This is a genomic window from Paraburkholderia sp. Tr-20389, from assembly GCF_017104565.1.
Taxonomy (GTDB): domain Bacteria; phylum Pseudomonadota; class Gammaproteobacteria; order Burkholderiales; family Burkholderiaceae; genus Paraburkholderia.
Genome location: NZ_JAAGPD010000002.1, coordinates 322,821 through 348,800 on the forward strand (window position 1 = coordinate 322,821; position 25,980 = coordinate 348,800).

The window sequence follows — 25,980 nt, forward strand, 5'->3', positions numbered from 1 at the left end:
TCGCTGCGTGTGAGGCGACCGCCGGCTTTCACGTCGCGATGATGCAGCGGGCGACGCGCGCCCGCTGCATCTCACTCAGTTTCCGAAAAAAACCGGCTTCGGATTGCCATCCGACGATGCCGGCGCGCCCATCTGCATCGTGCCGCTCGGCGCGACGCCGCCTACGGCTGTCTGTTCCAGCGGCGGCTGCTCGCCCGCTGATGCCTTGGCTTCGGCTGCCTGGATGTCGGCAGGATAGGAGGCGTCGTCCGACGAGGGACGATAGCCCGCCTGTTCGACGCGTTGCAGATCTTCGCGAACCTGTGCGCGCGTGACCTGGCCCTGGTCGGCCTGAGCAAAGGAAAGTGCCGGCGCAGCCAGCGCACACGAAACAACTACGGCCTGAATCAGTGCTTTCATGATGGTTCACCTGCATGTGAGTTCTTGACCAGCGCCGCATCCATAACGTCCACGAGGATGCGGCCCCAATGCCCTTCGCCGCGTTTCACTGCTTGTCGGTTTGGGTCCCGTCAACCGTGTGGCCGCCGGTTCGCAAAGGGTTAACGCCATTGTGGGCACTGAGTGCTGACCTAAGCCTGTCCCTCAGATGACAAATCGGTCATTTACGCAATCGACATCGTTTAGGGCTGTTTATCCTCCGCCCAAGATGTCGAATTCGTAATGTCACAGTCACTTGCGAGTAAGTGCCCCGCCGCCACACTGCGATCCCATGAAATGTTCGGGCGCGATCCGCGTTCGGACATACCGGCCGATCATCGTCCAAGGAACCCGTCATGTGGATCGTCAAACTGGCCCTGCGGCGGCCCTACACTTTCATCGTGCTGGCCGTGCTGCTCTTCATCGTCGGGCCGCTCGCGATCCTGCGCACACCGACGGATATCTTCCCGAACATCAACATTCCCGTCGTCAGCATCGTCTGGTCGTATAACGGCTTTTCCGCCGAAGACATGGCGCACCGGATCACGTCGAACTACGAGCGCGCGCTCACCACCGACGTCGACGATATCGAACACATCGAATCGCAATCGCTCAACGGCGTGTCCGTCGTGAAGGTGTTCTTTCATCCGGGCGCGGACATCAACCGCGCGATCGCCGAAGCCGCGTCGAACTCCGCGTCGATCCTGCGCGTGCTGCCGCCCGGCACACTGCCGCCGAACATCATCACGTACAACGCATCGACGGTGCCCGTGCTGCAACTGGGTTTGTCCAGCAACACGCTGCCCGAACAGACGCTCTACGATCTGGGCAACAGCTTCATCCGCACGCAGCTCGCGACGATTCAAGGCGCAGCCGTGCCGCTGCCATACGGCGGCAAGATCCGCCAGATCATGGTCCAGCTCGATCCGAAAGCGTTGCAGGCGAAGGGCCTTGCACCCGCCGACGTGGTCAACGCAGTCAACGCGCAAAACCTGATTCTGCCCGGCGGCACCGCGAAGATCGGCTCGCGCGAATACAACGTCGAGATGAACGGCAGCACGAGCACCGTCGCTGCCCTCAACGATCTGCCCATCAAGACGGTCAACGGCAGCGTGGTCTATGTGCGCGATGTCGCGCATGTAATCGACGGCTACGCGCCGCAAACGAATATCGTGCGCAGCGACGGCAAGCGCGCGGCGCTGCTGCAAATCGAGAAGACGGGCAGCGCATCGACGCTCACCATCATCCAGCAGGTCAAGGCGATGCTGCCGAAGATCGCCGCCGGTTTGCCGAGTGCGCTGAAGATCACGCCGCTCTCCGATCAGTCCGTGTTCGTGAAGTCCGCGATTTCGGGCGTCGTGCGCGAAGCGCTGATCGCCGCTTGCCTGACGGCCGCGATGATCCTGCTGTTTCTCGGCAGCTGGCGCGCGACGCTGATCATTGCCGTGTCGATTCCGCTGGCCGTATTGACGTCGCTGATCGCGCTCGCGGCGCTCGGGCAGACCATCAACATCATGACGCTCGGCGGACTCGCGCTCGCGGTCGGCATTCTCGTCGACGATGCGACCGTGGCGATCGAAAACATCACGCATCACCTCGAAAAAGGCGAGCTGCTGCACGACGCTATTCTGAATGGGTCCGGCGAAATTGCCGTGCCGACTTTCGTCTCGACGCTGTCGATCTGCATCGTGTTCGTGCCGATGTTCCTGTTGTCGGGCGTCGCGCGCTATCTGTTCGTGCCGTTGGCGGAAGCCGTCGTGTTCGCGATGTGCGCGTCGTACTTCTTCTCGCGCACGCTGGTCCCGACGCTCGCGATGTATCTGATGCGCGCGCCGTCTGCGGATAGACATGCCGCGTCGGGCCGCTTCGCCATCTTCGTGCGTTTTCAACACGGCTTCGAGCAGCGCTTCGAAACGCTGCGCAACGGTTATCACAACGTGCTGCAACGCACGGTCGCGAATCGCCGCCGCTTCATCCCTGTCTATCTTGCGCTGTGCTTCGCGTCGCTCGCATTGCTTCCGTTCGCGGGCCGCGACTTCTTCCCCGCCGTCGATACCGGGGAAATTCGCCTGCATTTGCGCGCACCGACGGGCACACGTATCGAGCAGACGGCGCGTATCACCGATCAGGTCGAAGCGAAGATCCGCAGCGTGATTCCAAAGTCGGAACAGGCAGCCGTGCTCGATAACATCGGCGTGCCGGTGAGCGGCATCAACCTGACGTACGACTCGGCGGATCCGATCGGCCCCGAAGACGCCGACATCATGGTCACGCTCACGCCCGATCACAAGCCGACGGCGCAATACGTCGCGCAGTTGCGCAACGTGCTGACGCAGGCATTTCCCGGCGTGACGTTCGCGTTTCTGCCCGCCGATATCGTCAGCCAGATTCTGAACTTCGGTCTGCCCGCGCCCATCGACGTGCAGATCGTCGGCAACAAGCTCGATCAGAACCGTGTCGTCGCCGACAAGCTGCTCGCGCAGATGCGCGGCGTGCGCGGTCTCGTCGATGCGCGCATCCAGCAGCCCGGCGACGAACCGACCATCGACGTCAACGTGGATCGCACGAAGGCGATACAGGCCGGCCTGACGCAGAAAGACGTCGCGCAGAACATGCTGATCGCGCTGTCGGGCAGTTCGCAGACCACGCCGAATTTCTGGCTCGATCCGAAGAACGGTGTCAGTTATCCATTGGTGACGGAAGTGCCGCAGTACGACATTCACTCGCTGCAGACGCTCACCAACATTCCGTTGACGACCAACCAGGTGCGCGTCAATCCGCAGAATCAGCTGGGCACGCTCGGCACGACATCGCGCAGCACACAGCAGGCCGTCGTCTCGCACTACAACGTACAGCCCGTGCTCGACATTTTCGCGTCGACGCAAGGGCGCGATCTGGGCAGCGTCGCCACTGACGTGACGAAACTCGTCGACGCCGCACGCGCGCAGTTGCCGCCCGGCTCGTCGATCGTGATTCGCGGGCAGGTGCAGTCGATGAACGAGTCGTTCGTGGGCCTCGGCTACGGTCTCGTGTTCGCGATCGCCCTTGTCTATCTGCTGATGGTCGTGAATTTCCAGTCGTGGCTCGATCCGCTCATCATCGTCAGCGGCTTGCCGGGTTCGTTAGCGGGCATCGCGTGGATGCTGTTCGCCACGCACACGACGCTCAGCGTCCCCGCGCTGACAGGCACGATCTTATGCATCGGCATTGCGACGGCGAACAGCATTCTCGTCATCAACACGGCGCGCGAGTCGCTCGCGAACGGTATGGAGCCGCTCGCCGCCGCGCTCGATGCAGGCTTCAACCGCTTCCGCCCGGTGCTGATGACGGCGCTCGCGATGCTGATCGGCATGCTGCCGATGGCGCTCGGCCTCGGCGACGGCGGCGAACAGAACGCGCCGCTCGGCCGCGCGGTGATCGGCGGGCTCGCGATCGGCACGGTTTCGACGCTGATGTTCGTACCCGTCGTGTTCGGCATGGTGCACGCGTGGCTCGCGAAGCGCCGCGCGAAGAAAGCAGCCGATCGTGCCGACGTGACCACACACGCTCAATAAGGACTTGCCATGACCACGCCCAATCTGCCGACAGGTCCGGAACCTTCGGCTCGCACAGACCTTGCGCCTCTCGATCACAAACACACACGCACGACGCGGCGTTGGATATTGCCTGCAGCGCTCGCGGCTGTCGCCGCCGCGCTGCTCGCGATCGGCATCGTGCCGCGTCTACAGGCCAACACGGCACTGACGCAGCAGGTCGATGCACAGCGCTATCTCACGGTCGAAGCGCTCACGCCGAAGCGCGCGCCCACGTCGCAGGAACTGCTGCTGCCGGGCAACGTGATGCCGTTCGCGGATGCGTCGATCTACGCTCGCACGAGCGGCTACATCCAGCACTGGTATTCGGATATCGGAGCGAAGGTCAAAGCGGGTCAAACGCTCGCCGACATCGATACGCCCGAACTCGACGCGCAACTGCGCCAGGCACGCGCCGATGAGGCAACCGCGAAAGCCAACTACACCTTTGCGAACAGCACTGCGCAACGCTGGCAAACGATGCTGCAAACGCAGTCGGTCTCGCAGCAGGACGCCGACGCGAAAACCAGCGACAGCGCAGCGAAGCTGGCCGCGTGGCAAGCGGCGCAAGCGAACGTGGCGCGGCTTTCGGAGCTGGTGTCGTACGAGAAAGTGACGGCGCCGTTCGATGGCGTGATCACCGCGCGCAACGTCGACGTCGGCGCGCTGGTGACGTCGGGCGGTTCGCCCGGCATCGCGGCCAATGGCGGCGAACTCTTTCATATCGAACAGACCGACCGGCTGCGCGTATATGTCGACGTACCGCAAAACGATGCGCAGGGTGTCGCGCCGGGCACGAAGGTCTATCTGACGACGCAGCAGTATCCGGGGCGCAAGTTCGACGCGACGGTCGCGCGCAGCGCGGATTCGATCGATCCCGTGAGCCGCACGCTGCGCGTCGAAGTCGACGTCGACAATCGCGACGGCACGTTGCTGCCGGGTGCGTATGCGCAGGTTCATCTTGCGCTGGAAACAGCGCACCCCGCGCTCGAAGTGCCCGTCAGCGCGCTGCTGTTCCGGCCGGACGGCGTCACTGTCGCGACGATCGGTACCGACGACAAGGTGCAGTTGAAGACCGTAACCATCGGCCGCGATTTCGGCACGTATGTCGAAGTCGCAACGGGGCTCGAAGCAAACGATCGCGTGATCAACAATCCGGGCGATGCGATCAGCAGTGGCGAAACCGTACGCGTGGCGCCTGTAAATGCAGCGCAGGCAGCGACGCCGGCGAAGCGCGGTTGAGAAACGGAAAGCGAGGCTCATCATGTTCACTATCCGTGGATCGCTGGTTCGCAAGATAATTGCCGTGGCCGTGGCAAGCGCACTGACCGCGTGTTCGACGCTGCCGCATTACTCGCAGCCGCAAACGGCTGTGCCCGATCATTTCGCAAGCACGCCGCGACCGTCCGCCGGCTGGACGGTCGCCGCACCCGCCGACTCGCAGGTGCGCGGCCCGTGGTGGACGCTCTTCAACGACGACGATCTGAACCATCTCGAAGCGCAGGTCGACGTGTCGAACCAGACTGTGCGCAAAGCCGTCACGCAACTGGAAGCGGCGCGCGCGATGGTCGACTATCAGCGCGCGGGCTACTCGCCCGTGGTCACCGCAGGCGCTTCGGCGCAGCGCTATCGGACGTCGCAGAATGTGGTGCACAAAGGTCTGGCGGGTCATACCGTGCCCGATTTCTCGACCGGACTCGCGGCGAGCTGGGAACCCGATCTGTTCGGCCGCGTGAAGAACGCGACCGTCAATGCGCGCGACAATGCGCAGGCCAGCGAAGCCGATCTGCAGTCGGTGCGCCTTTCCGTCGCCACCGATCTCGCGATCGACTATTTCGATCTGCGCTCGCTCGACCGGCAGAAGAAACTGCTCGACGATACCGTCACCGCTTATGCCGCCGCGCTGCGGATCGTGCAGCAGCAACTGAAGGACGGTGCGATCGATGCATCGGCCGTCGCGCAGGCGCAAACGCAACTCGAAAGCACGCGCACGCAGGACAGCGATATCGATGTGCAGCGCGCGCAGCTCGAACACGCGATCGCCACGCTGATCGGCCAGCCCGCTTCGTCTTTCGCGCTGCCGCCGAAGGTGGAAACCGTCGCGCTGCCGCAGATTCCGGCGGGCGTGCCGTCGCAATTGCTTGAGCGCCGTCCCGACATCGCCGCCGCTGAACGGCGCGTGGCCGCCGCGAACGCACAGATCGGCGAAGCGCGCGCGGCGTTCTATCCGAATCTGACGCTGTCGGCAACGGCAGGACTCGAAAGCTCGTTCTTTGCGCCGTGGCTCACGGCGTCGAGCCTGTTCTGGTCGCTCGGCTCGCAGATCGCGGGTACGCTGTTCGACGGCGGCCGCCGAACGGCAGCGCTGAAGAACGCCAGCGCGCAATACGACGGCACGGTTGCCGATTACCGGCAAACGGTGCTGGTTGCCTTCCAGCAGGTCGAGGACGATCTATCGGCGCTCAATACGCTCGCGAACGAAGCCGACAGCCAGCAACGCGCGACAGCGGCCGCCGACCTGTCGCTCAAGCTCACGACCAATCGCTATCAGGCGGGCGCCGTCGATTATCTGAACGTCGTGACGGCGCAGACCATCGCGCTGTCCAACGAGCGCACGGCGGAACAGATCGACGCGCGGCGCATCGACGCAAGCGTGCAATTGCTGAAAGCGCTCGGCGGCGGCTGGGACCGCAATGCGTTGACGGATGCAAACGCTACGGATTGACCCCGCGCTGTCTCGACTGCAGCTTCCTCCCCCGTCGTCGTAATATATGCCCGTTCATAACGCCAAACGGGGAAATCGTGATGCGCAAGCTGTTGTTGTCGGGAATCGTTTTGACGGGTCTTCTTTTCACGGGCGCTGCTTCCGCCGATGAAGGCAAGGTCGAGGTGCTGTACGCAGGGTCGCTCGTGAATCTGATGGAACGCAGCGTCGGTCCGGCTTTCGAAAAGGAAACGGGCCTGCATTTTCAGGGCTATGCAGCAGGCTCGAACAAGATCGCCAACGAGATCAAGGGCAAGCTGCGACGCGGCGACGTGTTCATCAGCGCGAGCCCGAAGGTCAACACGGGCCTGATGGGCGCGGCAAACGGCAATCAGGTGACGTGGTACGTGAACTTCGCCGAGTCGCCGCTGATGATCGGCTACAACCCGCAAAGCCGTTTCGCCGCCGACTTCAAGAAGAAGCGCTGGGATGAAGTGCTGCAGGAGCCGGGCATTCGCATCGGACGCACCGATCCGAAGCTCGATCCGAAGGGCGCCTTCACGGTCGAAATGATGACGAAGGCAGCCGCGCTGTATCAGCAGCCGGACCTCGTGCAAAAGACGCTCGGCGATCCGGAGAATCCGGCGCAGGTGTTGCCGGAAGAGACGCTGGTGGGCCGTCTGCAATCGGGTCAGCTCGATGCCGGCTTCTTCTATTCGACGGAAACGTCGGACCTCAAGATTCCCGCGCTTCGTCCTGCGCCTGAGCTTCAGGCGAAGGCCAGCTACACGCTGACGATTCTCACCGATGCGCCCAACGAGGCGGGTGCGGTGCGCTTCGTGAACTTCCTGTTGAGCGCGTCGGGCCGTGCGTTGCTGAAGCAGCATGGCGTCGATATCGTGAAGCCGACCGTGACGGGCAATGCGCAGGCTGTGCCGTCGTCGGTGCAAGCCGTACTCGACGCCGCGCAATGACGCGCCCGACCGCGCGGCCGCTGCTGTGGCTCGCCTGCCTGCTTGCTGTGTATCTGTGCGCGCCGTTCGTCGCGAGCATTCCGCAGATCGGCCACGCGGACTGGGCAGGCGTCGACTGGCGCGGCACGTGGTCGGCAGTGGCCGTATCGGCGTGCAGCGCGAGCGTCGCGGCGCTCGCGATCCTGATCGGCGGCGTGCCGCTCGGCTACTGGCTCGCGCGTTCGCGCTCGCGCGGCATGGCGCTGCTCGGCTTCATCGTCCAGTTGCCGCTTGCGCTGCCGCCGCTCACGAGCGGCGTCCTGCTGCTATTTCTGCTCGGGCCGTATAGCATGCTCGGTCGACTGACGAACGGCGCGCTCACCGATTCGTTCGCGGGTATCGTGCTCGCGGAAACGTTCGTGGCCGCGCCGTTCCTGGTCGTCGCGGCGCGCTCTGCGTTTGCCGCGATCGATCCTGTCTACGACGACGTTGCCGCCACGCTCGGACATCGCGCGACGAGCCGCTTCTTTCGCGTGATGCTGCCGATCGCCTGGCCGTCGATCCGCGCCGGTCTGGTGCTCGCGTGGCTTCGGGCATTCGGCGAGTTCGGTGCGACGGTGATGGTCGCCTATCATCCATATTCGCTGCCCGTCTATACGTACGTCGTGTTCGGCGGCCAGGGGCTGCCCGCGATGATGCCGCTGCTGCTGCCCACGCTCGTGATCGCCGTGTTGTGCGCGGCGCTCTCCGTGGCGTGGCGCGGCGGCGGTTCTACGCGTCTTGTTGAGGTTGCCGACAATGGCGATGCGTCAGACCAACCAGCCGGGGAAGCGGTCCGCCCTGCCCTGCCGAATCCTCGGCTCGCCTTCGCACTGAAGCGCCATCTCGGCGCATTCGATCTCGACATCGAATGGATGCCTTCGACGCGACGACTCGCGATCATCGGGCCGTCGGGCTCAGGCAAGTCGCTCGCGCTGAAGCTGATTGCCGGGCTCGAACACAACGAAGCCGGGTTCGTGCGCGTCGGCGAGAAGCAACTGGATGCGCTGCCGCCCGAACAGCGTCATGTCGGCTATGTGCCGCAGGACTACGGGCTGTTTCCGCATATGACGGTTGCGCGCCAGTTGTCGTTTCCCGTCGATGCGGATGCCGCGAGCGCACGCTACTGGGTCGAGCATCTCGGTCTATCCGCGCTGACGGCGCGTTTGCCGCGCCAGTTGTCGTTTGGTCAGCGTCAACGTGTGGCGCTTGCGCGTGCCCTTTCGCGGCATAGCCAGATTCTGTTGTTCGACGAGCCGTTTTCCGCGCTCGATACACCGCGTCGTCGTCGCCTGCAACAGGCGCTGCGCGCGTTGCAGCGCGAGATCTCGGCCGTCACCGTGCTCGTCACGCACGATCCCGACGAGGCTGCGCTGCTCGCCGACGAAGTGCTCGTGATCGAACGCGGACGCGTGCTGCAAGCGGGAACCGTCGATCATGTCTTCCGGCAGCCGGCCTCGTTGCAGGTCGCGGCGCTGCTGGGATTGCATAACGTCGGTACCGGGACGATGCGCGCGGCTGGTGTGATCGAAACGGCATCGGGACTCTCATTCGAGGTCGCGGACCACTCTATTTCTGCTGGTGAACAGGTGATGTGGCGCGTGGCGCCGTCGTCTATCGAGATTGCGCGGGACGGCGCGTATGCCGGCACCATCGATTCCGTGGAATTGCGGCACGGCGATCTCTATGCGGTCGCGAATATCGGTGAAATGCGTTTCGACATTGCCTGCGATGTCGAACCTTTGCACGGGCTGGGGCGCGGGCCAGCGCGTTTTACAATCGATGCACGCGGCGTAAGCGCGTGGATCAGCGGTACGCGCGTGACTCAGCAAGAAAGCCCGGCATCGGTTTCATCGCACGCGTAACGGCTAGTCGCCCGATACGAGCGCGGCATCGTCGTGTCTGAGCGCAACGGGCAGCCGATCGTATTTGGACTGCTCGACCAGCAGATCGACCAGTGCACGCACGTTCGGCGCGAGATTGCGGCGACTGCCATATGCAACCGATAGGCCCATCGACGGCAAAGGCGTTTCCGACAATACCGGTACGAGCGAGCCGTCGTCCAGATCGTCTTCGACGAGCACGGCGGGCACTAACGCGACGCCCATCCCTTCAATCGCCATTCGACGCAGCATGTCGCTATTGTTTGCGTGAATATGAGTCGCGTGCGCGGTATTCGTGTCGAGCCATCGATGTACGGGATCATGCTCGGTGCTTGCCGTGCCGTCGTCGTGGGAGAGCATCGCGAGCGGAGCGATGTCCGTCAGATTCGCGATGCCATGTATGCCCGGCATATAGCGCGGCGACGCAACGAGCATCATGTCCAGATGCGCGAAGGCGCGCGCGACGACTGACCCGGGATGCGGATAGGTGTCGTTCGTCAACGCCGCATCGAAGCGCCCTTCGACGAGGCCGATGGGACCGTCCGCGTAAATCACCTGCGGCACGACGAGCGGATGGCGTTCGGTATATGCACTCAGCAGTTTCGCGAGATACCCTGCGCCCACGCTGCCCTGCACCGCGATGCGCAACGTGCCCGACGGCACACCTGTGGCCGCGAGCAGCCCGCCTTCGACGTCGTCGATCTCGTCGACGATCGTCCTGACGCGATCCAGAAACAGCCGCCCCGCTTCCGTCAGCGTGACGCTGCGTGTCGTGCGCTGGAGCAGGCGCGCGTCGAGGCGCTCCTCGAGTGACGCGACACTACGCGTCGCGACGGCGCTCGATACTTTCAGTTGATCGGCGGCGCCCGTGAAGCTGCCCAGCTCCGCGACCTTTACAAACATTCTGAGTGACTGCAGATAGTCCATCGTTGCGCTTCTGTAGAAGCGTCGATCGCGACGATCGACGAAGGTCAGAGATTCGACTCTGGACTGTACAAATGCAGCGCGCGTGGATAAAGCGCCCTTCACTGAATTGACTGTTCATGCCGCTCCGACAATTTCATCGAATGAAATCGTCGGGTGCTGGTGTCGGAGTGGATACGCGGCGCGAGTTTATTTGAGGGCCTTTCGGATCTTGCGCATGCCGGCGATCGTGCTCTCGAAGACTTCCGCGCCGACCTTCGCTTTGAGACGCCGGCTGATTTGCGCGCTCGCGTCGCGGATCGCCGCGTCCAGCGCCTTCCCCGAGCGCGTCGGGTGGACGCCCCGCTCTCGTGCGTCGGACGTGCCCTGCCGTCGTTCGACGAGCTTCTTCCTCGACAGGTTATCGATGAGCCGTGTTGCCGTCGGGCGGGCAATGCCCAGTCTGTCCGCGATCTCGCTGCCGAGGCAACCCGGCTCCGACAGGACGACGCGTAACACGTAACCTTGCGCCGGCGTCAAGCCGAAGTCGGCATAAATGTCGGCCCATTCGCGCTCGACCCGACGAGCAAGTGCGGACGCGTTGAAATACAGGCATTGATCGAACATGAATTTCGCTCAGGCATTTGATTAGCAAGACAACTATATATATAGGCGTCATCGGAGAGAATCGCCGATCAATGTCATGCTGGTGCGTGGTTGATCGAGCGGTTCAGGTACGGCGTTTGCTGGATTGCCGCCGAAATCTTCGTGGTTAGTCTGTATGTGGCAGCAACGAGCCGCGGCCGCGGTCTCGCAACCCCAAGACGTTCGTCGACATGACAAAGCTACCCGTCTACGCCAGCCTCGCCTATCTGATCTGCCACGCACCGGCGGCCCTCGCGCAAACGCCCTCGCCGCTCGGCGAGTGGCAATACTCAGCGGGCATCCCGCTCGAAAAGCTGTTTGAGCCCAATCGACCTGACTGGAAAGTGCGACTTGGCATTGGCGCGACGTTCGAACCGCGCTATGACGGCTCGGATCGCTATCACACGCTGGTCGGTCCAAGCACCGATATCCGCTACAAGGATCTGGCTTTTCTTTCAACGGGTGAAGGTCTGGGCGTCAACGTGCTCCAGGGCCAAAACTGGCGCGTGAGCATCGCGGCCGTCTATGACCTGGGCCGGCGGGCGCACGACGACCCAACCCGGCTGGACGGCATGGGCAACATCAACCCGGCGCCCGAGGTGAAGCTGGCTGGAGAGTATGTAATCTCGAAGGAGTTTCCGCTGGTGTTCCGGGGTGCGGTGACTCGCAGCTTCGGCGGATCGAATGGTTGGGTCGCGGATCTCGGCGCGTACATGCCGCTGCCGGGCAGTTCGGAAAGCTTTTACTGGTTCGCGGGACCGTCGGTGACCTTCGCCGATTCCAAATATATGAACAGCTGGTTCGGCGTGAATGCGGCGCAGGCAGCTTCATCTCGATATTCACAGTATGACGCGAGCGCCGGGCTGAAATCCGCAGGTTTTGGCGTGACGATGGTCTGGTTCGTCAACAAGCACTGGTTCGTAACCGCGGACGGAGCGCTCAAGCGCCTGCTCGGCAGCGCCGCTAACAGCCCGATCACGCAAACGAAGACGAATGGGGTGTGCGACGTGTCGATCAACTACCAGTTTTAAGTTATTGATTCGTCTATATTTTTTTCTTTTGTCCGCGCCTATATTACCTGGAGTTCCTTACTTTTCGAGATAGTTGGTTTCATCGTTTTTGACTAGTACGCGCTTCGAGGAAGCGTCGCAAATGGCCGCTGCGTGCCCGGCAGTCTCGATTTTTCGGACTGGTTTGGCTGTGGCTGCGCGATCTGAAGCAGGCCAGTGCGTCGATCTGAGGCGCTGACATGTGCGTATTTACCGTAAATATGAGAGCGCGACGACTAATGTCCCCACTTGGGGCGGGTGTCTATCGAGCCTCGCTAGGTATGCGATGTCCGTGTGACTGATGTCCCCATCTAGGGTGTGCAGATTCACATCATGCGGCTTGCGCTCTGGGATTTGTGGGTTTTCTGCGGCCGGGGGACCCGTGAATGGGCGTGTGAGGGGGCTGAGAGGCCGTTTCTGTGACTTTGTCCCCAGCTGGGGTGGCTGCGGCAGTGCCGTCGGCGCGGCAATGGTTAATGTCCCCAGGCAGGGTGACACGGTTGGTCCGCCGTAACGCGCTGTCCACTTATTTACGATAAATACGACGTCGGCAAATTCGGGTGCGTTTGCGATTCGCGATTTTACGATTTAGGTTCATAGAGTTAGCGAAGGTTCTTTGCGATGGTTCGAGTTGCGGTGGGTAAACGATGCGTTGTGTGACGGGGTTAGGGATTGATCTTCTCCACGAAAAAACAGCAACAAACGCGGCGTTCGTGTCCCCGTCTGGGGTGTATTGAGGTTTGTATACCGTTTGGTAAACAACGTTTACAACGTTTACACAGCTAAGATCCTTATCCAATAAGGGTTTCCAGAGGTAAACGTCTCCGTTTGGGGCGGCAACCGACCCTGGTTGGGGTGTCATCTGCTACCAAACGTCCCCTTTTGGGGCGTTTCGCGCCCCCAGATGCGGTGGAATTGTCCCCGTCTGCGGTGAATCTACCCACAGGGGTTTGGATCCGACTCATCGCCCAACGAGAATCGGGACATTTCGCCAGTCGGGTGCGCATGATGTCCCAGTGGGTGATTGCAACGTGGGGTCATTTAGAGCACAATCCGGGTCATGCCCAGACCTTTGCCGAATGAGGTACGTACCGAAAGCGTCAAAAAGCACGTAGCGGCCATCCATACGAGCGGCGAGCTTTCGCTGCTCGAGCGGAAGCTGTCCAACGTGCTCTTGCTGCATTCGTACGACAACCTCCTGACCACGAGAACGCACCGCCTGCCGGTTCGGACGCTCATGCTCGTGCTCGGCTGGACTGAAAGCGAAAACACCGAAAAGCTACGCGAAGCGCTTAGACAACTCGCTACTACGGCGGTCGAATTCAACGTGATGGACGACGGCCGCGAGCGATGGAGCGTGATGCCCATCCTGTCCTTCGCCGAGATTCGCACCGGCGTGTGTTCGTACCGCTACGACGAGGCGTTGGCCGAAAAGCTCTACGATCCGTCGATCTACGCGACCGTCAACCTCGGCGTGCAGCGCAAATTTTCGAAGTCGCACGCGCTGACGCTCTACGAAAATTGTCTGCGTTTTCAGAAGGTTGGGTCGACCGGCTGGATCGAACTGCCTGTCCTGCGGAAGCTTCTGGGAGCAACCCAGGAGTACTACGACGATTTCCGCCGGCTGAACAGCAAGGTGATTCAGAAGGCCGTCAAGGAGATCAACGACGTCTCGGACATCAACGTCGACGTCGAATATCAGCGTATGGGCCGCTCGGTGACGGGCGTGAAATTTTTGATCCGCCAGGGCGCGCAGCAGTCGCTCCTTACGCCGGAGACGGAAGACGAGTTCGCGCATGTGCGCGACAGCGAGATTTACCGCAAGCTCCGGGCGCACGGCATTGGGGACAAGCTCGCGCTCAGCTTCGTCATCGAAGACGAAGAACGGGCGCGGCTCGTGGTGCAGCTTGCCGAAGAGAAAGACAAGAAAGGGCAGATCAAGCGCTCGACTGCGGGTTTCATCCGCACGCTGATCGAGAATAAAGCAGACGTGTCCGAGCCGGAATACGAGAAAGAGAAGCGCGAAAAGGCCCAGAAGCAGGCTGCGGCAGCGCGTTCGCGGACGCTCGATGCACGTCTCCAGGAGTTGCGCATCGACTTCGACCGTCTCCAATGCGCGTCGGCCGTCAAGGCGCTGACCCAGGACGAGAAGCGAGCTTTCGCGCGTCAGTTCGTCGAAGGCGACGGCGCTAAGTACGCACGCGAATTTCGTCCGGACAGTCCGGGGCTCTTCTCCGGCTCAGTGGGCCGCGTGAACTTCGCATCGTGGCTGAGAAATCGCGTACGCCCCGAATTCGACGCGCCTAAGTTCGACGCGTGGTTATCGGAAAATCACCAGGACATCGCGTTGCAACGGAATTGACGGGAATTCGGAATTTCCGTTGAATGGATGGCTTTCTGTCGAGCCATCTGATATAAGCTGACTGCATCGTCTCTTGCGGATCAGCTAATGAACATCACTATTCAAGACATCGTCGATCAGGCCGCTCGCGCGACTGACATCGTCTCGCAGGTTCGAGGTCGCATGCTGGCGCCGAATGCCCGCAAAAACCCGCCTGTTTTCAACGCTTCACAGCTCGCTGCGCTGTGCGAAGTCGATAAAAGCCAAATCACCTACCGCACGTCGAAGGGCGACCTGCCGCCCGGTACCGTCAACGCGACGGGATCGCGACGCGAATTCTCGTTGCTGGAAGCACGCGAGTGGGTTCGCGCGTACCGCGCGAATGCGCTGCGGCCGGAAAGCGCACCGGCGATGACGGTCGCCATCGGTAACTTCAAGGGGGGCGTGAGCAAGACCACCACTGCAATGACGCTCGCTCAGGGTCTGAGCTTGCGCGGGCATCGCGTGCTCGTGATCGACACCGATCCGCAGGGTTCGCTGACGACACTGTTCGGGATTCTTCCCGATACGGAGGTCGAAGAAGACTCGACGATCACCGCGCTGGCGACGGGCGATCAGTCGAGCATCGAATACGCGATTCGCGAAACATACTGGGACGGCATCGATCTCGTGCCCGCTTCGTCATCGCTATTCAATGTGGAATTCATCTTGCCTAGCCGTCAGATGAAGGAGCCGGACTTCGAATTCTGGAACGTCTTGAATACGAGTCTCGAGCAGGCGCGAAGAAACTACGACGTGATCATCATCGATACGCCGCCCGCGTTGAGCTACGGCACGGTCAACGCATTCATGGCAGCGGACGGCCTGATCGTTCCGACACCGCCCAATGCACTGGACTTCGCCAGTTCGGCCCAGTTCTGGACGCTCTTCAGCGACCTCGCTTCGAACCTGACGGCGGAAACAAACACGGATAAATCGTTCGAATTCATCCATGTGCTGCTTTCACGCGTCGACCCGGCGGATGCGGCCGCGGGCGTCGTGCGGGAATGGATTTCCGCGACGTACGCCGAAAAGGTGCTGCCGGTGGAGATTCCCAAAACGGCGGTGACGGCAGCAAGTTCGGCGGAGTTCGGCACGGTGTATGACATTTCGCGCTACGACGGCAATGCGAAAACGTATCGCCGCGCGCGCGAGGCATATGACCGGGTGACGGAAATTGTCGAGCAATCCATTGTCGCCTTCTGGGCGAAGTCGGAATAAGGGGGAGCGATAAATGTCGATCAAAGACAGGCTTGCAAAGAAGACGGGTGATCTGATGGTGCCGGCTCCGGCGCAGGAAGCAGGACGCGCGGCATCGCCTCGGACGGCGCCCGGTCAGATGCTCGCGTTTCGTAGCGCGATGCGCGAAAGCTCGGATCGTGTTTCGCAGCTGGAAGCGCAGCTCAAGGAGTACGACGGCGCGGTTGCGATTCGCGCGTTGGATCCGAAGACGATCCAGGCGTCGAAGTGGGCAAACCGGCAGGACTTCGGCGACGAGAGCTTTGCGGAGCTGAAGTCTCTGATTGCGGAAGCGGGCGGTAATACGCAGCCGATCAAGGTTCGTCCGGCGAGCGATGGGGATGGCTACGAGATCGTTTTCGGGCACCGCCGTCATCGCGCGTGTCTGGAGCTTGATCTGCCCGTGAACGCAATTGTCGATCGCGAGATTACGGAGCAAGGCCAATTCGTCCAGATGGATCAGGAAAACCGCGCGCGGAAAAACCTGAGTCCGTGGGAGCAGGGCGTGTGGTACAAGCGCGCGCTCGACGACGAACTGTGGCCGTCGCAGAACGCGATGGCGAAAGCGTGCGGGTTGTCGCAGGGGAATATTTCCAGCGCGTTGCTGGTAGCGGAGCTTCCGGCCGAGATCGTTGGCGCATTTCCTTCGCCGCACGATATCCAGTTTCAGGCTGCGCGAAAGCTGTCAGTGGCGCTCAAGAAGGCGGGCGACGAAATCGTGCAGCGTGCGGTCGAACTGGCGGAAGATCCGGCGCGGACTGCGCAAGAGGTGTTGGCCGCGTTGCTGGGAGCAGGTCGACCTGCTGCTCCTGCCCGGAAGGAAGAGGAAGTTGGGATTGAGCGGAAGGGCGATCTCTTGGTGATTCGGCTGCGCGCCAGTGGCGTACCGCAGGACCGGGTCGAAGAGCTGAGGCAGTTGATTACTGGATTCCTCGAGGACGTACAGTCATCGGCGGATTGAGATCTTGACGGTGCCTGCCGCAGGGCGGTGGGCACCAGTTGTGTCTAGATTCAAGTATTGCGGTTTGTGTTGATTCCCTCAGACGTTGCGTTCGTCGACGTCCGTCTCCCGTCTCCCTGGTCGAATCCGGCCGATGTTTTTCCTGATGGCCTCATCCCTTGTTCTGTCTGTGCCGCTGGTTTCGGCTATGCGGTGGCCTTACTGCGTCGTCCGGTAATAGCTTCGACGCGCGCAGCTGAGATTCTTGAACACCGCGGCGTGGTTTTCGGCGTAAGCGGGGGTTGATGGGCTGCTGATAGGGACGGCGTCCCGATCAGGTTATTTACCGTAAATAGATGGGGGAGCCGGCTTTGAGTGGTTTGGCTCGCGGAGCCCGCATGTTGTGATGGCCTGCGAGAAGCCACGCGGAGCGGCCGATAGAGGGCGGTGCGAAGCCGCGCTGTTCGATGGACATAGCCGCTAGAGGTACCCCAAAGCCTATTTACGGTAAATAGCCCACCTCAAATCCAAATGGCGTGACATGCGCACGCGCTGGTTATTTACGATAAATAGCCCCACGGCGGCTGCGCATCGGCAGACGGCTGTCTGGCCCCACCTGTCACGGTGACGGTTTCCAGAGGTTCGCGCGCGCTTCTCGGCATGATCCCGAGATCGTTCTATGCAGCTTCACGGCGAGGCGCGGCCGACGAATCCCGAACATGGATGGATACGATCCCCGAACCCGCCGAAAAGCGATACGCGCTATTTGCGGTCCAACACCGTCGCGCATCAGACGCGCTGATGCCCATTACGACGAATCTGGAACGGCAAATAAACCGCAGTTGGTGCTCGGTTCGGCGACGCAGGAGCAACACCGGAGTGACCCAGTTGTAATCGCTCTTCATCGTTTGCGCGGCTGCTCCCTACTCGTGCAAATCGAGGTGGTGACCAGACAAAAAGCCAAAGACGCGCCAGCGCGAGCGTCGGCAAATAACGCTAGTCACGCGCCGGAACAAAATGGCGACCAAGCGAAAAGCATTCGCTCGACCAATTCGCGCCACTCTCGTCCCATGCCTCCGATTAGGAAAGAGCGAGGCAGCATGTAGGGACGATCCGTTGTCGAGAAGGTGGCTTGTCGCAGCACGAGTCTCACGCATGAGCACATGCAGCAGACACTGGATCGCTGGCGGCACGTGCACAACGTTGAACGCCCGCGCAAGGCACTGGGGATGGCCACACTCATCGCACGCAACGTATGCAGCCAGCGCGCGATCCCAGATCGGCTGCCCGAGCTCGATACGCCCCCGGTGATGACGCTCTACGGGTGAATGCAAGCTGCGTGGTGCGAGTACGGGGGGAGCAACTGAAGCTCTGGATCGCGCTCAAGGGGCTGCAAGGTGGCAGCCCGCCCGAGATATGGTTCGCCCATCAGCGCATCGCGAAACTTGACCTGAAGGCACCCAAACCCTGACCATCAGGTGTCAACGATGTCCCCGTACATGTGTCAACCATGTCTCCAGTCTGTACACCGTCGCCGACCCTATCGTCGCGAGAATGTGAAACGGCGATCCTGTCGGTAACCCCGTAGCCCTTTGACGGTAGTAAAGTTCGCCTGCAAAAGCTCGGCATAAAACCGGTGCCTCGATTGATACAACGAGCCCCGAGCCCACCACGCGGCCAGACACCCCAACCCTAGGCGACTTCTCTAATTTCGCGATCAACCCGATCTTCGCGAGCAGAACACGGGATGCCTCCCACCTCGAAAGAGCGCGTCGCAAAACTGCACATAGGGACGATCCGTTGTCGAGACGCGATCCGACCTATTGCAACCTCGTCACGGCGAATTTCACGTGCGAAGAGGGCGGCCGACATCGTCGGACATTTCTGTTACGGCGGCGTGAATTTAATCGGCACGCCTCCGGGGCGCACCACAGCCGTTGATTACCGGACGACACAACCAACGGGCACCAAGGCCACACCCCAGACAAAGACCGAAAAGCGCCAGCAACATACGCCCCCAACACGATCCGCGCTGAAGCCAATTCCAACCGTTGATTTCACGGCGACAACATATCGGCCGGTGATCGACAGCCCGAATCCACCATCGATGCCGCTGGACTCCTCGCAATCTCAAAAAAATACTAAGCTATCCATATTAAATAACTCAGAGTCATCGAGTCATAAGCCCTTTGAAGCGCAACATGCGCCTGCGCGCCTAAAAACCCTTCAGGCGCGCCTCAACCCGCTCAGACAACCCGAGGGAACAGACGCACACCACAAACCCGCCAAACAGCCTTAAATCGACCCCAAATCCCGCGATTCAAGCAAAAACTATTTCCCGCCAACGACTTGCAGCCCAATCCGTGAAACAACCTTAAGAAAACCACAGGCAAGAAGAAACCTTTATAATGCAATGAGTTAGCTATCCAGCCACCGAATGTTTCACGCATTTCGCCGCTTCGAGTGAGATATTTCGCAGCAAAATGCCGGATCGCTGATTTTCTGCCGTAAATCGATACGATCGTATCGTTCGCTACGTAGTTCGTCGTATTCGCTACGAATTCCCGGCGCCACATCCGTCCCGCACGCCAAATTCTGCCGAAACTGCACTTCGAGCGCCTCGGTATCTCCAGCGAATTCGCGGGAGAGCCCAAGAATCTCGCCCTCGTCAGCCCACCACTCGAATGAGCGCAGACGAACGCTTCAGCACATTCGATACTGAGCCTCGCGGGAACACCCCCGCGTCCCGGACACCATCGACCCGACACCCACCCACGATGAACAAGGAAGTCGAACTCAAACGCGCCAAGCGTCGCGCGACGCTCCTGCTCCTGATTGCCACGGCCATCTTCGTCGCGACGGCCTTCATGCAGCGAAGCATGTGGATCGACGGCATCAAGGCCGTCGCGGAAGCTGCGATGGTCGGCGCGCTCGCCGACTGGTTCGCCGTCGTCGCGCTGTTCCGCCGTGTGCCGATTCCCGGCGTCGCCGCGCACACGGCGATCATTCCTCAGAACAAGGACAAGATCGCCGACAACCTCGCGATCTTCGTGCGCGAGAAGTTTCTGGACGAATCGTCGATCGTCGGTTTGATCCGCAAGCACGATCCAGCGCAGAGCATCACGAACTGGCTTTCCGTCGATGCGAATACGCAGCGCCTCGGCGACTACGTGCTCAAGCTGACGAGCGGCATTCTCGAGTTGCTCGACGACGCGCGCATCCAGATCTTCATCAAGGACGCACTGGACGCGATGCTCGACAAGATCGACCTGTCGAAAGCGACGGGCGCAGTTCTCGACACGCTGACGCGCGACGGCCGTCATCAGGAACTGCTCGACGAAGGCATCGAGCATCTAATGGGGTTGTTGCGTGAACCGGGTGTCCGTACGTTCATCGCCGAGCAGATCGTCGACTGGTTCAAGCGCGAGTATCCAACGCTCGAAAAGCTCATGCCGTCCGAATGGCTCGGCGAAAGCGGCGCGAACATCGTCGCCGATACAGTGAACAACATGCTGCTGCGCGTGAGCGAAGACCGCAGCCACAAACTGCGTCACAAATTCGACGAAGCGGCCGCACGCCTCGTCGTGAAGCTGAAGTCCGATCCCGCTTTCCTCGAGAAGGGCGAAGAGATCAAACGCTATGTGAAGGAGAGCGAGAATCTCGCGCTCTACGTGAAGGATCTGTGGGGCCAGTTACGCGACTGGCTGCGGCGCGACCTCGCGCGCGACGACTCCGTGCTGCATTCGAAGGTGGCGGCAATGGGGCAATGGATCGGGCGCGAACTGGCGCAGGACGAATCGTTGCGCCGTTCGCTGAACGATCATATGGAGGAAGCGGCGCGCGCAATGGCGCCGGACTTTGCCGGCTACCTGACGCGCCACATCAGCGACACGGTCAAGAACTGGGATTCGCGCGACATGTCGCAACAGATCGAGCTGAACATCGGCAAGGATTTGCAGTACATCCGCATCAACGGAACGCTCGTCGGCGGATGCATCGGGTTGCTGCTTTACGTCAGCTCGCAGATTTTCGCGCTCGTGCGGCTGCACGTCGGCTAGTGTGCGGCACGCACGCAATTGTGTTCTGACGTTTTATTGCGCGGCGGCGGGCTTGTTGTGATTTGCGCATTCCTGCGTGAAGAGCATGCTCGCCTGGTCGGGCGTCATCGCTTCGGGGCTGCTGTAGATGCGCTCGATCATCGCCGTGACCGCCTGACGATCCGACTCGTTCTTGTAGTATTTCTGCGCCTGCGTCAGCGCCTGATCCTTCGTTTTCTTGTGACGGCGCCACGACGCCACCTGACCTGCGATATCGCCGACTGCGAAACACTGGTCGGTGACCGTCTGCGCGAACGCTTGCGTCGACGGCTGCGCGAGGCAGACGGCAAGCACCGCTGCGGCTACTGCTCGTTTCATTTCCGGTTCCTGTTGTCAGATGGGCGATAGTATAAAGACGGGCGCCGCCGTGCCCCAGTCAGGCATCCACTGCCGCTGACCCACATCGACTCCGTACAACCGGATCACACTCATGCCGCTCAACCCGTCATCGCCGCTTGCCCGCTTGCTCAACGGTCCGGTCCATCCTGGCAGGATCGTCTGGATCGGCTTGCGGCCGCGGCGAAAAGACGCGATGTCGGTAGTCGAGACGGCCGTGATCGACACCGGAGCGGGCCTCGTCGGCGATCACTATGCAAGCCGTGCCGGCGCGCGTCAGGTGACGCTGATTCAGGCCGAGAGCCTGCGGAGTATCGCGAGTCATCTTGGGCGCAGCGATGTCGCCGCGCTCGACCTGCGGCGCAACATCGTCACGGAAGGCATCAATCTGATGGCGCTGAAAGACCGGCAATTTCGCATCGGCGAGGCCGTGTTGCAAGCGACGGGTGAATGTCACCCGTGTTCGCGTATGGAGGAAGTGCTGGGCGTGGGCGGCTACAACGCGGTGCGTGGTTTCGGCGGCATAACCGCGCGCGTCGTGTCAGGCGGAGCCATCAGGATCGGCGACGCGATCGAGGCGCTGCCCGTCGAGGGCTAGCGCGCTCCATCGCATCGCTTGTGGCGGATGTCGCTTACTTTTTCGCGACTTCGAACAGACTGCGATATTGCCCGTAACCTTCTGCTTCGAGCTGCGAAACCGGGATGAAGCGCAGCGATGCCGAATTGATGCAATAACGCAGCCCGCCTGTTTCGCGCGGACCGTCCGGGAACACGTGGCCGAGATGGCTGTCGCCGTGCTTCGAGCGCACTTCGGTGCGGATCATGCCGTGGGTCATGTCACGCAACTCGACGACGTGCTCGTCTTCCAGCGGCTTCGTGAAGCTCGGCCAGCCGCAGCCGCTGTCGAACTTGTCCAGCGACGTGAAAAGCGGCTCGCCGGATACGACGTCGACGTACAGACCAGCTTCCTTGCTGTCCCAGAACTCGTTGTAAAACGGGCGTTCCGTCCCGCTTTCCTGCGTCACGCGACGCTGCTCGGCGGTGAGTCGGGCCAATGCTTCCGGTGTTTTTTCGTACGCGGACATGTGTGAATCTCTCCTTGATGTGGGCAGCGAGCGCCGACGCCCGCCGCGCGAGTCTGACGGCCCGCTGGCGGGCGTCGCTCGTATATATGGGCACTGTGGATACGCACAAGCATACGCAAATGTCCGGCTGCTTGCAGTCCGCGCGCCAGCTCGCGCTTCCGGCCTCGACCACGATTGATCACGCGTGGGCGTCGATTGATGCGTGAACGGAATCATTCGCGCGCGCTTGCGATCGGCGGGTGAGGAAGACGACAATAAGCGCGCTGAAAACCAAGCTGCCGATCCAACGCCCCACGCGGGCAACCATGATGAAAAAAACCCCTTCTGCCACGAAGCCTGCCGCGAAAAAATCACGCGCCGCAGCAAAGAAAGCAGCGCGTCCGAAGAAGCCGCAACCACTCGATGCAATCGTCGGCGCCGATGGTCTCGCCCGTCCGCCGTGGGCCGCCGTCGATCCGCTGCTCAAGCATTACTACGACACCGAATGGGGCATGCCCGTGCGCGACGAGCACGGGCTGTTCGAACGTCTGAGCCTCGAGGCGTTTCAGTCGGGACTCTCGTGGGCGACCATTCTGCGCAAGCGCGATGCGTTTCGCGAGGCGTTCGCCGGTTTCGACCCTGACGTCGTCGCCGCGTTCGACGACAAGGACGTCGAGCGTCTGATGACCGACGAACGCATCATCCGCAATCGCGCAAAAATTCTCGCGACGATCGCGAACGCGGCCGCGACGATCCGCATGCGCGAAGAAGGTGGTCTTGCCGCGCTGATCTGGTCGTTCCAGCCGCCCGCGACGCCCGCGCCGCGCACGATCGGCGACATTCCGACGACATCCGCCGAATCCATCGCGTTGAGCAAGGCGCTGCGCAAGCGCGGTTTCGTATTCGTCGGACCGACGACGATGCATGCATTAATGGAAGCCACGGGTATCGTGGATACGCATCTGGTCGACAGTCATCGCCGCGGCAGTTCGGGCGTGTGGCCGCGCGACTAGAGAGCGCTTCGACGTGCGACGCTATGCGAAGCGCAGCGCGTCTCAGCTGCTGCGGCGCGCGGCCATGAACGCCTCGACATAACGAAGCGCCTGCTCGCATTGATCGAGCGACAGCATGTGAATCGAATTGGGTAGCGGATCGATGCCCAGCTCGGTCGCAACCCAACGGATCGCCTTCGAGCGCGCTTCGAACGCATTGACGCCGTCGCGCCGCACCTTGCCCGCGACGAGCGGTTCGAGCGCGTCGTGCAAGCGGCTTTTCGCTTCGCGCAACGCGGCATCGGCGAGTCGGCCGAGAGGGACATTCCTCGTGCTGCGCGCATGAATACCGATCCACGCCTGACACGGCGAGCAGACCCAGACGGGACCGTGATCGTCGCGATACGGATAGCTTTCGTCTCCGGCGCGCGCAAGCACGGCCTTTGCGCCGCAGTAGTCGCACAAAGGCTGCGGCAGCGCCTTGACGGGTTTGCCTACGCGCATCGCGGCGCCTCGACGGGTTTCACTGGCTTCATACGACGGTTCGAAGGTGGGTGGTGTACCCAACGATACCAGTTGACCGTTCTTCGTACGAGAGGCAAGCGATGCATCAAGGCGCGCCCGCCCCTCCACGCGTCGACGAGGCGGGCGGCGGAATTGCGGTTGCCGGCGTGCCCAGACGCGTTTCCGGCGACGCCCCCTGCATCTTGTGCGGCGCCATCGTCCGGAGCAGGACGAGATCCCGTTCCGGATCGGGCATCGCGATGATCGCGTGCAAGGTCACGCGCGTCGTCCAGCACACATCCGTCGGTGTCGCCTGCTTCGGGTTCGACGTATAGAACGCAAACCGTTCGAGACTCGTCTGGTCGCCGCGAAGCTCGGCGATCAGCATACGCGTGAGCTGATTCTCTGCCGCGGCGTTCTGCTGTGGCGTCGGCGTGGGCACGGGCGCATCCGACACGTCGCTGACCATGACCTTGTAAAGCAGCCCGAAATACTGATCGACGTCGGCGTCCGACATCTCGCGCAGCGACACATGGTTCATCACCGCGCTCATGTCGTCGAGACCGAAGCAGTTGACGGGAACCAGTTCGTCGAGGAAGCGGGTCAGCAGCTTCACGTACTGAAGCCGGTCCGAAGGCGTCAAATGAGCCAGCCCGTTCGACATCAGCTCTTCGCGCGCCCGGGGATCGAGAAAGATTTGCCCGACATGCTGGCCGCCGTGCTGAAGGTCTTCGGCGATCACGGGGTCCCGCTGGATCTTCTGGACCCAACGCAGGATGATCCGCGACTTGTTCGAATCCGCATCGATACCGTGCTTGCGCAACAGGTTCTCGAGTTCGGCGGATTCGGTATCCATGCCGCTCACGGCTGGGCCCGGAGCGACAGGTGGCGACGCGGAGTCGGCTTCGCGATGGATCGCAGCGTGAGACGACGCTGTGAAGATCAGCGTCGTCGTCAGCAGAACGAGGAGAGAGGCGGAACGTCTCATGTTGCCTCACTGTCCGAATGGGTCGGACTCACCAGATGCATCCGCGACCGCGCTCGCGAGCACGTTTCAGGGCTGCACCTTCGCCCAGCCAGGCCCGGGATCGAACGACGTCGTCGCCTTCGCCTTGTCCGCGCTGTCGGGCCCGAGGTCGCGCTCGTAGACCTGCCCGGCGTGGCTCACCATGAAGCTCTTGATGCCCGTGTCCCCATAGCGCGCGGGCCACGCGATCACGGCAAAGCCGCCGAACAGCTTGCCGTGCGCGAGATAGTCGTATGCGCCACCGGGCGCGTGCGGCCCTTGCGACGTGAGCAGCTTGTAGTGATACCCGTGGTAGCCGCTATCGCCGACGTTGCGCGTGCTCGCCTGGATGAATGCCGGTCCGAGCGGGCTAGGCGGCGCATCCGTCTGCGTCGGCCAGTACAGTCCGTCCTGTTTCCCCGGCGAACTCGACAGCTTCGACGCATACGACAGCAAGCCGTCGCCATCGTGATCGGTGAGTGCGTATTCGCGCTGCGCGTCGTAGACCGCGAGCATCGTCTGGATGACGGCAAGCTCGTTGCGGCCGATGCGGCGCAGCCGCATTTCCTCGGCGCCCGCGCGGGTGTCGAAATGCCAGCCTTCGGCGGATTTCACGAGCGGAATGGGGAACGTCCAGCCATCGCCGCCTACCGCGATATGCGCGTGATGGTCGTCTTTCCGCTGGATCTCATGCGACTTGCCCCATGCGTCGATGAAGCGGCTGCGCACGTCGGCGCCAGCGGGCGGAATCAGTTCGCGGAAGTCGCGCCCGAAGAGCGATTGCAGCGTCGCTTCCTCGTTGTTGGCGATGGCTTCGCCGAACGCGTTCATCGCGGCATCGGGCGAACTGAAGTTCTTCTGCGCGTGCGCCGTGGACACGCCGCCGACACTCAGCGCGCATGCGAGCGCAACGGCGCACAGCGTGCCCGCCGCCGTCGAACCCGGACGGAATCGTGACGAGGTTGTCATGATCGTGTCTCCTAGCGTCTTCCGCGTCCGCCGCCACCACCACCACCGCCGCTCCGCATGCCGCCGCTGCTCGGCCGGTTGAAGCCAGAGCCCTGGGCGCTGGAGCGTCCGCGATCATAGCTGCGCTGCGATGCGTTGCCTGCGCCGACGCCCTGAAACGCGTTGTCGCGGCCTCCGCCGCCTCCCGCGCCCCCTACGCGATCGCTTGCTCGTGTGACGTCGCCCGCACCGCCGCCTGCGCTCGCGCGGTTCGATACGCCGCCGCGGTCGCCGCCCGCGGCCGAGCGG

21 protein-coding genes and 1 pseudogene are annotated in these 25,980 nt (G+C 61.9%); 13 read left to right on the plus strand and 9 right to left on the minus strand.

The genetic code is table 11. From position 1 onward, the window contains the following. Positions 1–75: 75 nt before the first annotated feature. Positions 76–399 carry a DUF4148 domain-containing protein gene (locus G3N95_RS05745; RefSeq protein ID WP_205969016.1) on the minus strand — a complete coding sequence of 108 codons (324 nt, stop codon included), beginning with the start codon at positions 397–399 and terminating at the stop codon, positions 76–78. 374 nt (positions 400–773) lie between these two features. Between G3N95_RS05745 and G3N95_RS05750 the strand changes: the two genes are divergently transcribed. The 5 genes from G3N95_RS05750 to G3N95_RS05770 all read left to right on the plus strand — a co-directional run bounded on the left by G3N95_RS05750 (position 774) and on the right by G3N95_RS05770 (position 9,550). After that, positions 774–3,971, plus strand: coding sequence for an efflux RND transporter permease subunit (locus tag G3N95_RS05750; RefSeq protein WP_205969017.1), 3,198 nt, complete (start codon positions 774–776; stop codon positions 3,969–3,971). Between the two features lie 9 nt (positions 3,972–3,980). Next, complete coding sequence (locus G3N95_RS05755) at positions 3,981–5,231, plus strand: efflux RND transporter periplasmic adaptor subunit (protein WP_205969018.1); 1,251 nt, start codon at positions 3,981–3,983, stop codon at positions 5,229–5,231. A gap of 22 nt (positions 5,232–5,253) precedes the next feature. Next, entirely contained in the window at positions 5,254–6,714 is a 1,461-nt protein-coding gene (locus tag G3N95_RS05760; RefSeq protein WP_205969019.1) for an efflux transporter outer membrane subunit, read from the plus strand. Between the two features lie 77 nt (positions 6,715–6,791). Further along, positions 6,792–7,667 carry an extracellular solute-binding protein gene (locus G3N95_RS05765; protein ID WP_205969020.1) on the plus strand — a complete coding sequence of 292 codons (876 nt, stop codon included), beginning with the start codon at positions 6,792–6,794 and terminating at the stop codon, positions 7,665–7,667. Beyond that, positions 7,664–9,550 (plus strand): ATP-binding cassette domain-containing protein, encoded by a 1,887-nt coding sequence (locus G3N95_RS05770; protein WP_205969021.1) that lies wholly within the window; start codon positions 7,664–7,666, stop codon positions 9,548–9,550. The genes G3N95_RS05765 and G3N95_RS05770 overlap by 4 nt, the downstream gene beginning before the upstream one ends. A gap of 3 nt (positions 9,551–9,553) precedes the next feature. On the opposite strand, the gene G3N95_RS05775 is transcribed toward G3N95_RS05770, so the two are convergent. Further along, on the minus strand, positions 9,554–10,495 hold the full coding sequence (locus G3N95_RS05775) for a LysR family transcriptional regulator (RefSeq protein ID WP_205969022.1): 942 nt from the start codon (positions 10,493–10,495) through the stop codon (positions 9,554–9,556). Between the two features lie 186 nt (positions 10,496–10,681). Continuing rightward, entirely contained in the window at positions 10,682–11,098 is a 417-nt protein-coding gene (locus tag G3N95_RS05780) for a MarR family winged helix-turn-helix transcriptional regulator (protein ID WP_205969023.1), read from the minus strand. 209 nt (positions 11,099–11,307) lie between these two features. Here G3N95_RS05780 and G3N95_RS05785 point away from each other — a divergent pair, with 209 nt between their 5' ends. From G3N95_RS05785 to G3N95_RS05810, 6 genes are all read left to right on the plus strand, one after another. Then, on the plus strand, positions 11,308–12,147 hold the full coding sequence (locus G3N95_RS05785) for a MipA/OmpV family protein (RefSeq protein WP_205969024.1): 840 nt from the start codon (positions 11,308–11,310) through the stop codon (positions 12,145–12,147). Between the two features lie 1,078 nt (positions 12,148–13,225). Continuing rightward, positions 13,226–14,527, plus strand: a complete 1,302-nt coding sequence (locus G3N95_RS05790) for a replication initiation protein (RefSeq protein ID WP_205969025.1) — start codon at positions 13,226–13,228, stop codon at positions 14,525–14,527. Between the two features lie 87 nt (positions 14,528–14,614). Beyond that, positions 14,615–15,766 carry an AAA family ATPase gene (locus G3N95_RS05795; protein ID WP_205969026.1) on the plus strand — a complete coding sequence of 384 codons (1,152 nt, stop codon included), beginning with the start codon at positions 14,615–14,617 and terminating at the stop codon, positions 15,764–15,766. Positions 15,767–15,884: 118 nt separating this feature from the next. Beyond that, positions 15,885–16,745 (plus strand): ParB/RepB/Spo0J family partition protein, encoded by an 861-nt coding sequence (locus G3N95_RS05800; RefSeq protein WP_241018258.1) that lies wholly within the window; start codon positions 15,885–15,887, stop codon positions 16,743–16,745. A 1,142-nt stretch (positions 16,746–17,887) separates the two neighbouring features. Then, positions 17,888–18,052 carry a hypothetical protein gene (locus G3N95_RS05805; protein WP_205969028.1) on the plus strand — a complete coding sequence of 55 codons (165 nt, stop codon included), beginning with the start codon at positions 17,888–17,890 and terminating at the stop codon, positions 18,050–18,052. Between the two features lie 1,449 nt (positions 18,053–19,501). Then, the gene (locus G3N95_RS05810; RefSeq protein WP_205969029.1) at positions 19,502–20,782 is read left to right on the plus strand and encodes a DUF445 family protein; all 1,281 of its coding nucleotides are present in this window, start codon (positions 19,502–19,504) and stop codon (positions 20,780–20,782) included. 33 nt (positions 20,783–20,815) lie between these two features. On the opposite strand, the gene G3N95_RS05815 is transcribed toward G3N95_RS05810, so the two are convergent. Then, the gene (locus G3N95_RS05815; protein ID WP_205969030.1) at positions 20,816–21,139 is read right to left on the minus strand and encodes a hypothetical protein; all 324 of its coding nucleotides are present in this window, start codon (positions 21,137–21,139) and stop codon (positions 20,816–20,818) included. 112 nt (positions 21,140–21,251) lie between these two features. On the opposite strand from G3N95_RS05815, the gene G3N95_RS05820 reads away from it, so the two are divergent. After that, complete coding sequence (locus G3N95_RS05820) at positions 21,252–21,755, plus strand: MOSC domain-containing protein (RefSeq protein WP_205969031.1); 504 nt, start codon at positions 21,252–21,254, stop codon at positions 21,753–21,755. A gap of 34 nt (positions 21,756–21,789) precedes the next feature. Here G3N95_RS05820 and msrB read toward each other — a convergent pair whose 3' ends face one another. Beyond that, positions 21,790–22,242, minus strand: a complete 453-nt coding sequence (gene msrB / locus G3N95_RS05825; RefSeq protein WP_205969032.1) for a peptide-methionine (R)-S-oxide reductase MsrB — start codon at positions 22,240–22,242, stop codon at positions 21,790–21,792. A 305-nt stretch (positions 22,243–22,547) separates the two neighbouring features. Here msrB and G3N95_RS05830 point away from each other — a divergent pair, with 305 nt between their 5' ends. Beyond that, positions 22,548–23,234: a DNA-3-methyladenine glycosylase I gene (locus G3N95_RS05830; RefSeq protein WP_277397991.1), complete on the plus strand. Its 687-nt coding sequence runs from the start codon at positions 22,548–22,550 to the stop codon at positions 23,232–23,234. Positions 23,235–23,276: 42 nt separating this feature from the next. Here the strand turns inward: G3N95_RS05830 and G3N95_RS05835 are convergent, their stop codons facing one another. The 4 genes and pseudogenes from G3N95_RS05835 to G3N95_RS05850 form a co-directional block, all read right to left on the minus strand. Then, the gene (locus G3N95_RS05835) at positions 23,277–23,717 is read right to left on the minus strand and encodes a zinc-finger-containing protein (protein ID WP_205969033.1); all 441 of its coding nucleotides are present in this window, start codon (positions 23,715–23,717) and stop codon (positions 23,277–23,279) included. A 106-nt stretch (positions 23,718–23,823) separates the two neighbouring features. Beyond that, entirely contained in the window at positions 23,824–24,705 is an 882-nt protein-coding gene (locus G3N95_RS05840) for a hypothetical protein (protein ID WP_205969034.1), read from the minus strand. A 66-nt stretch (positions 24,706–24,771) separates the two neighbouring features. Continuing rightward, the gene (locus tag G3N95_RS05845) at positions 24,772–25,692 is read right to left on the minus strand and encodes a DUF2950 domain-containing protein (protein WP_205969035.1); all 921 of its coding nucleotides are present in this window, start codon (positions 25,690–25,692) and stop codon (positions 24,772–24,774) included. Positions 25,693–25,703: 11 nt separating this feature from the next. Continuing rightward, positions 25,704–25,980: pseudogene (locus tag G3N95_RS05850) on the minus strand (DUF3300 domain-containing protein); the annotation flags it as partial.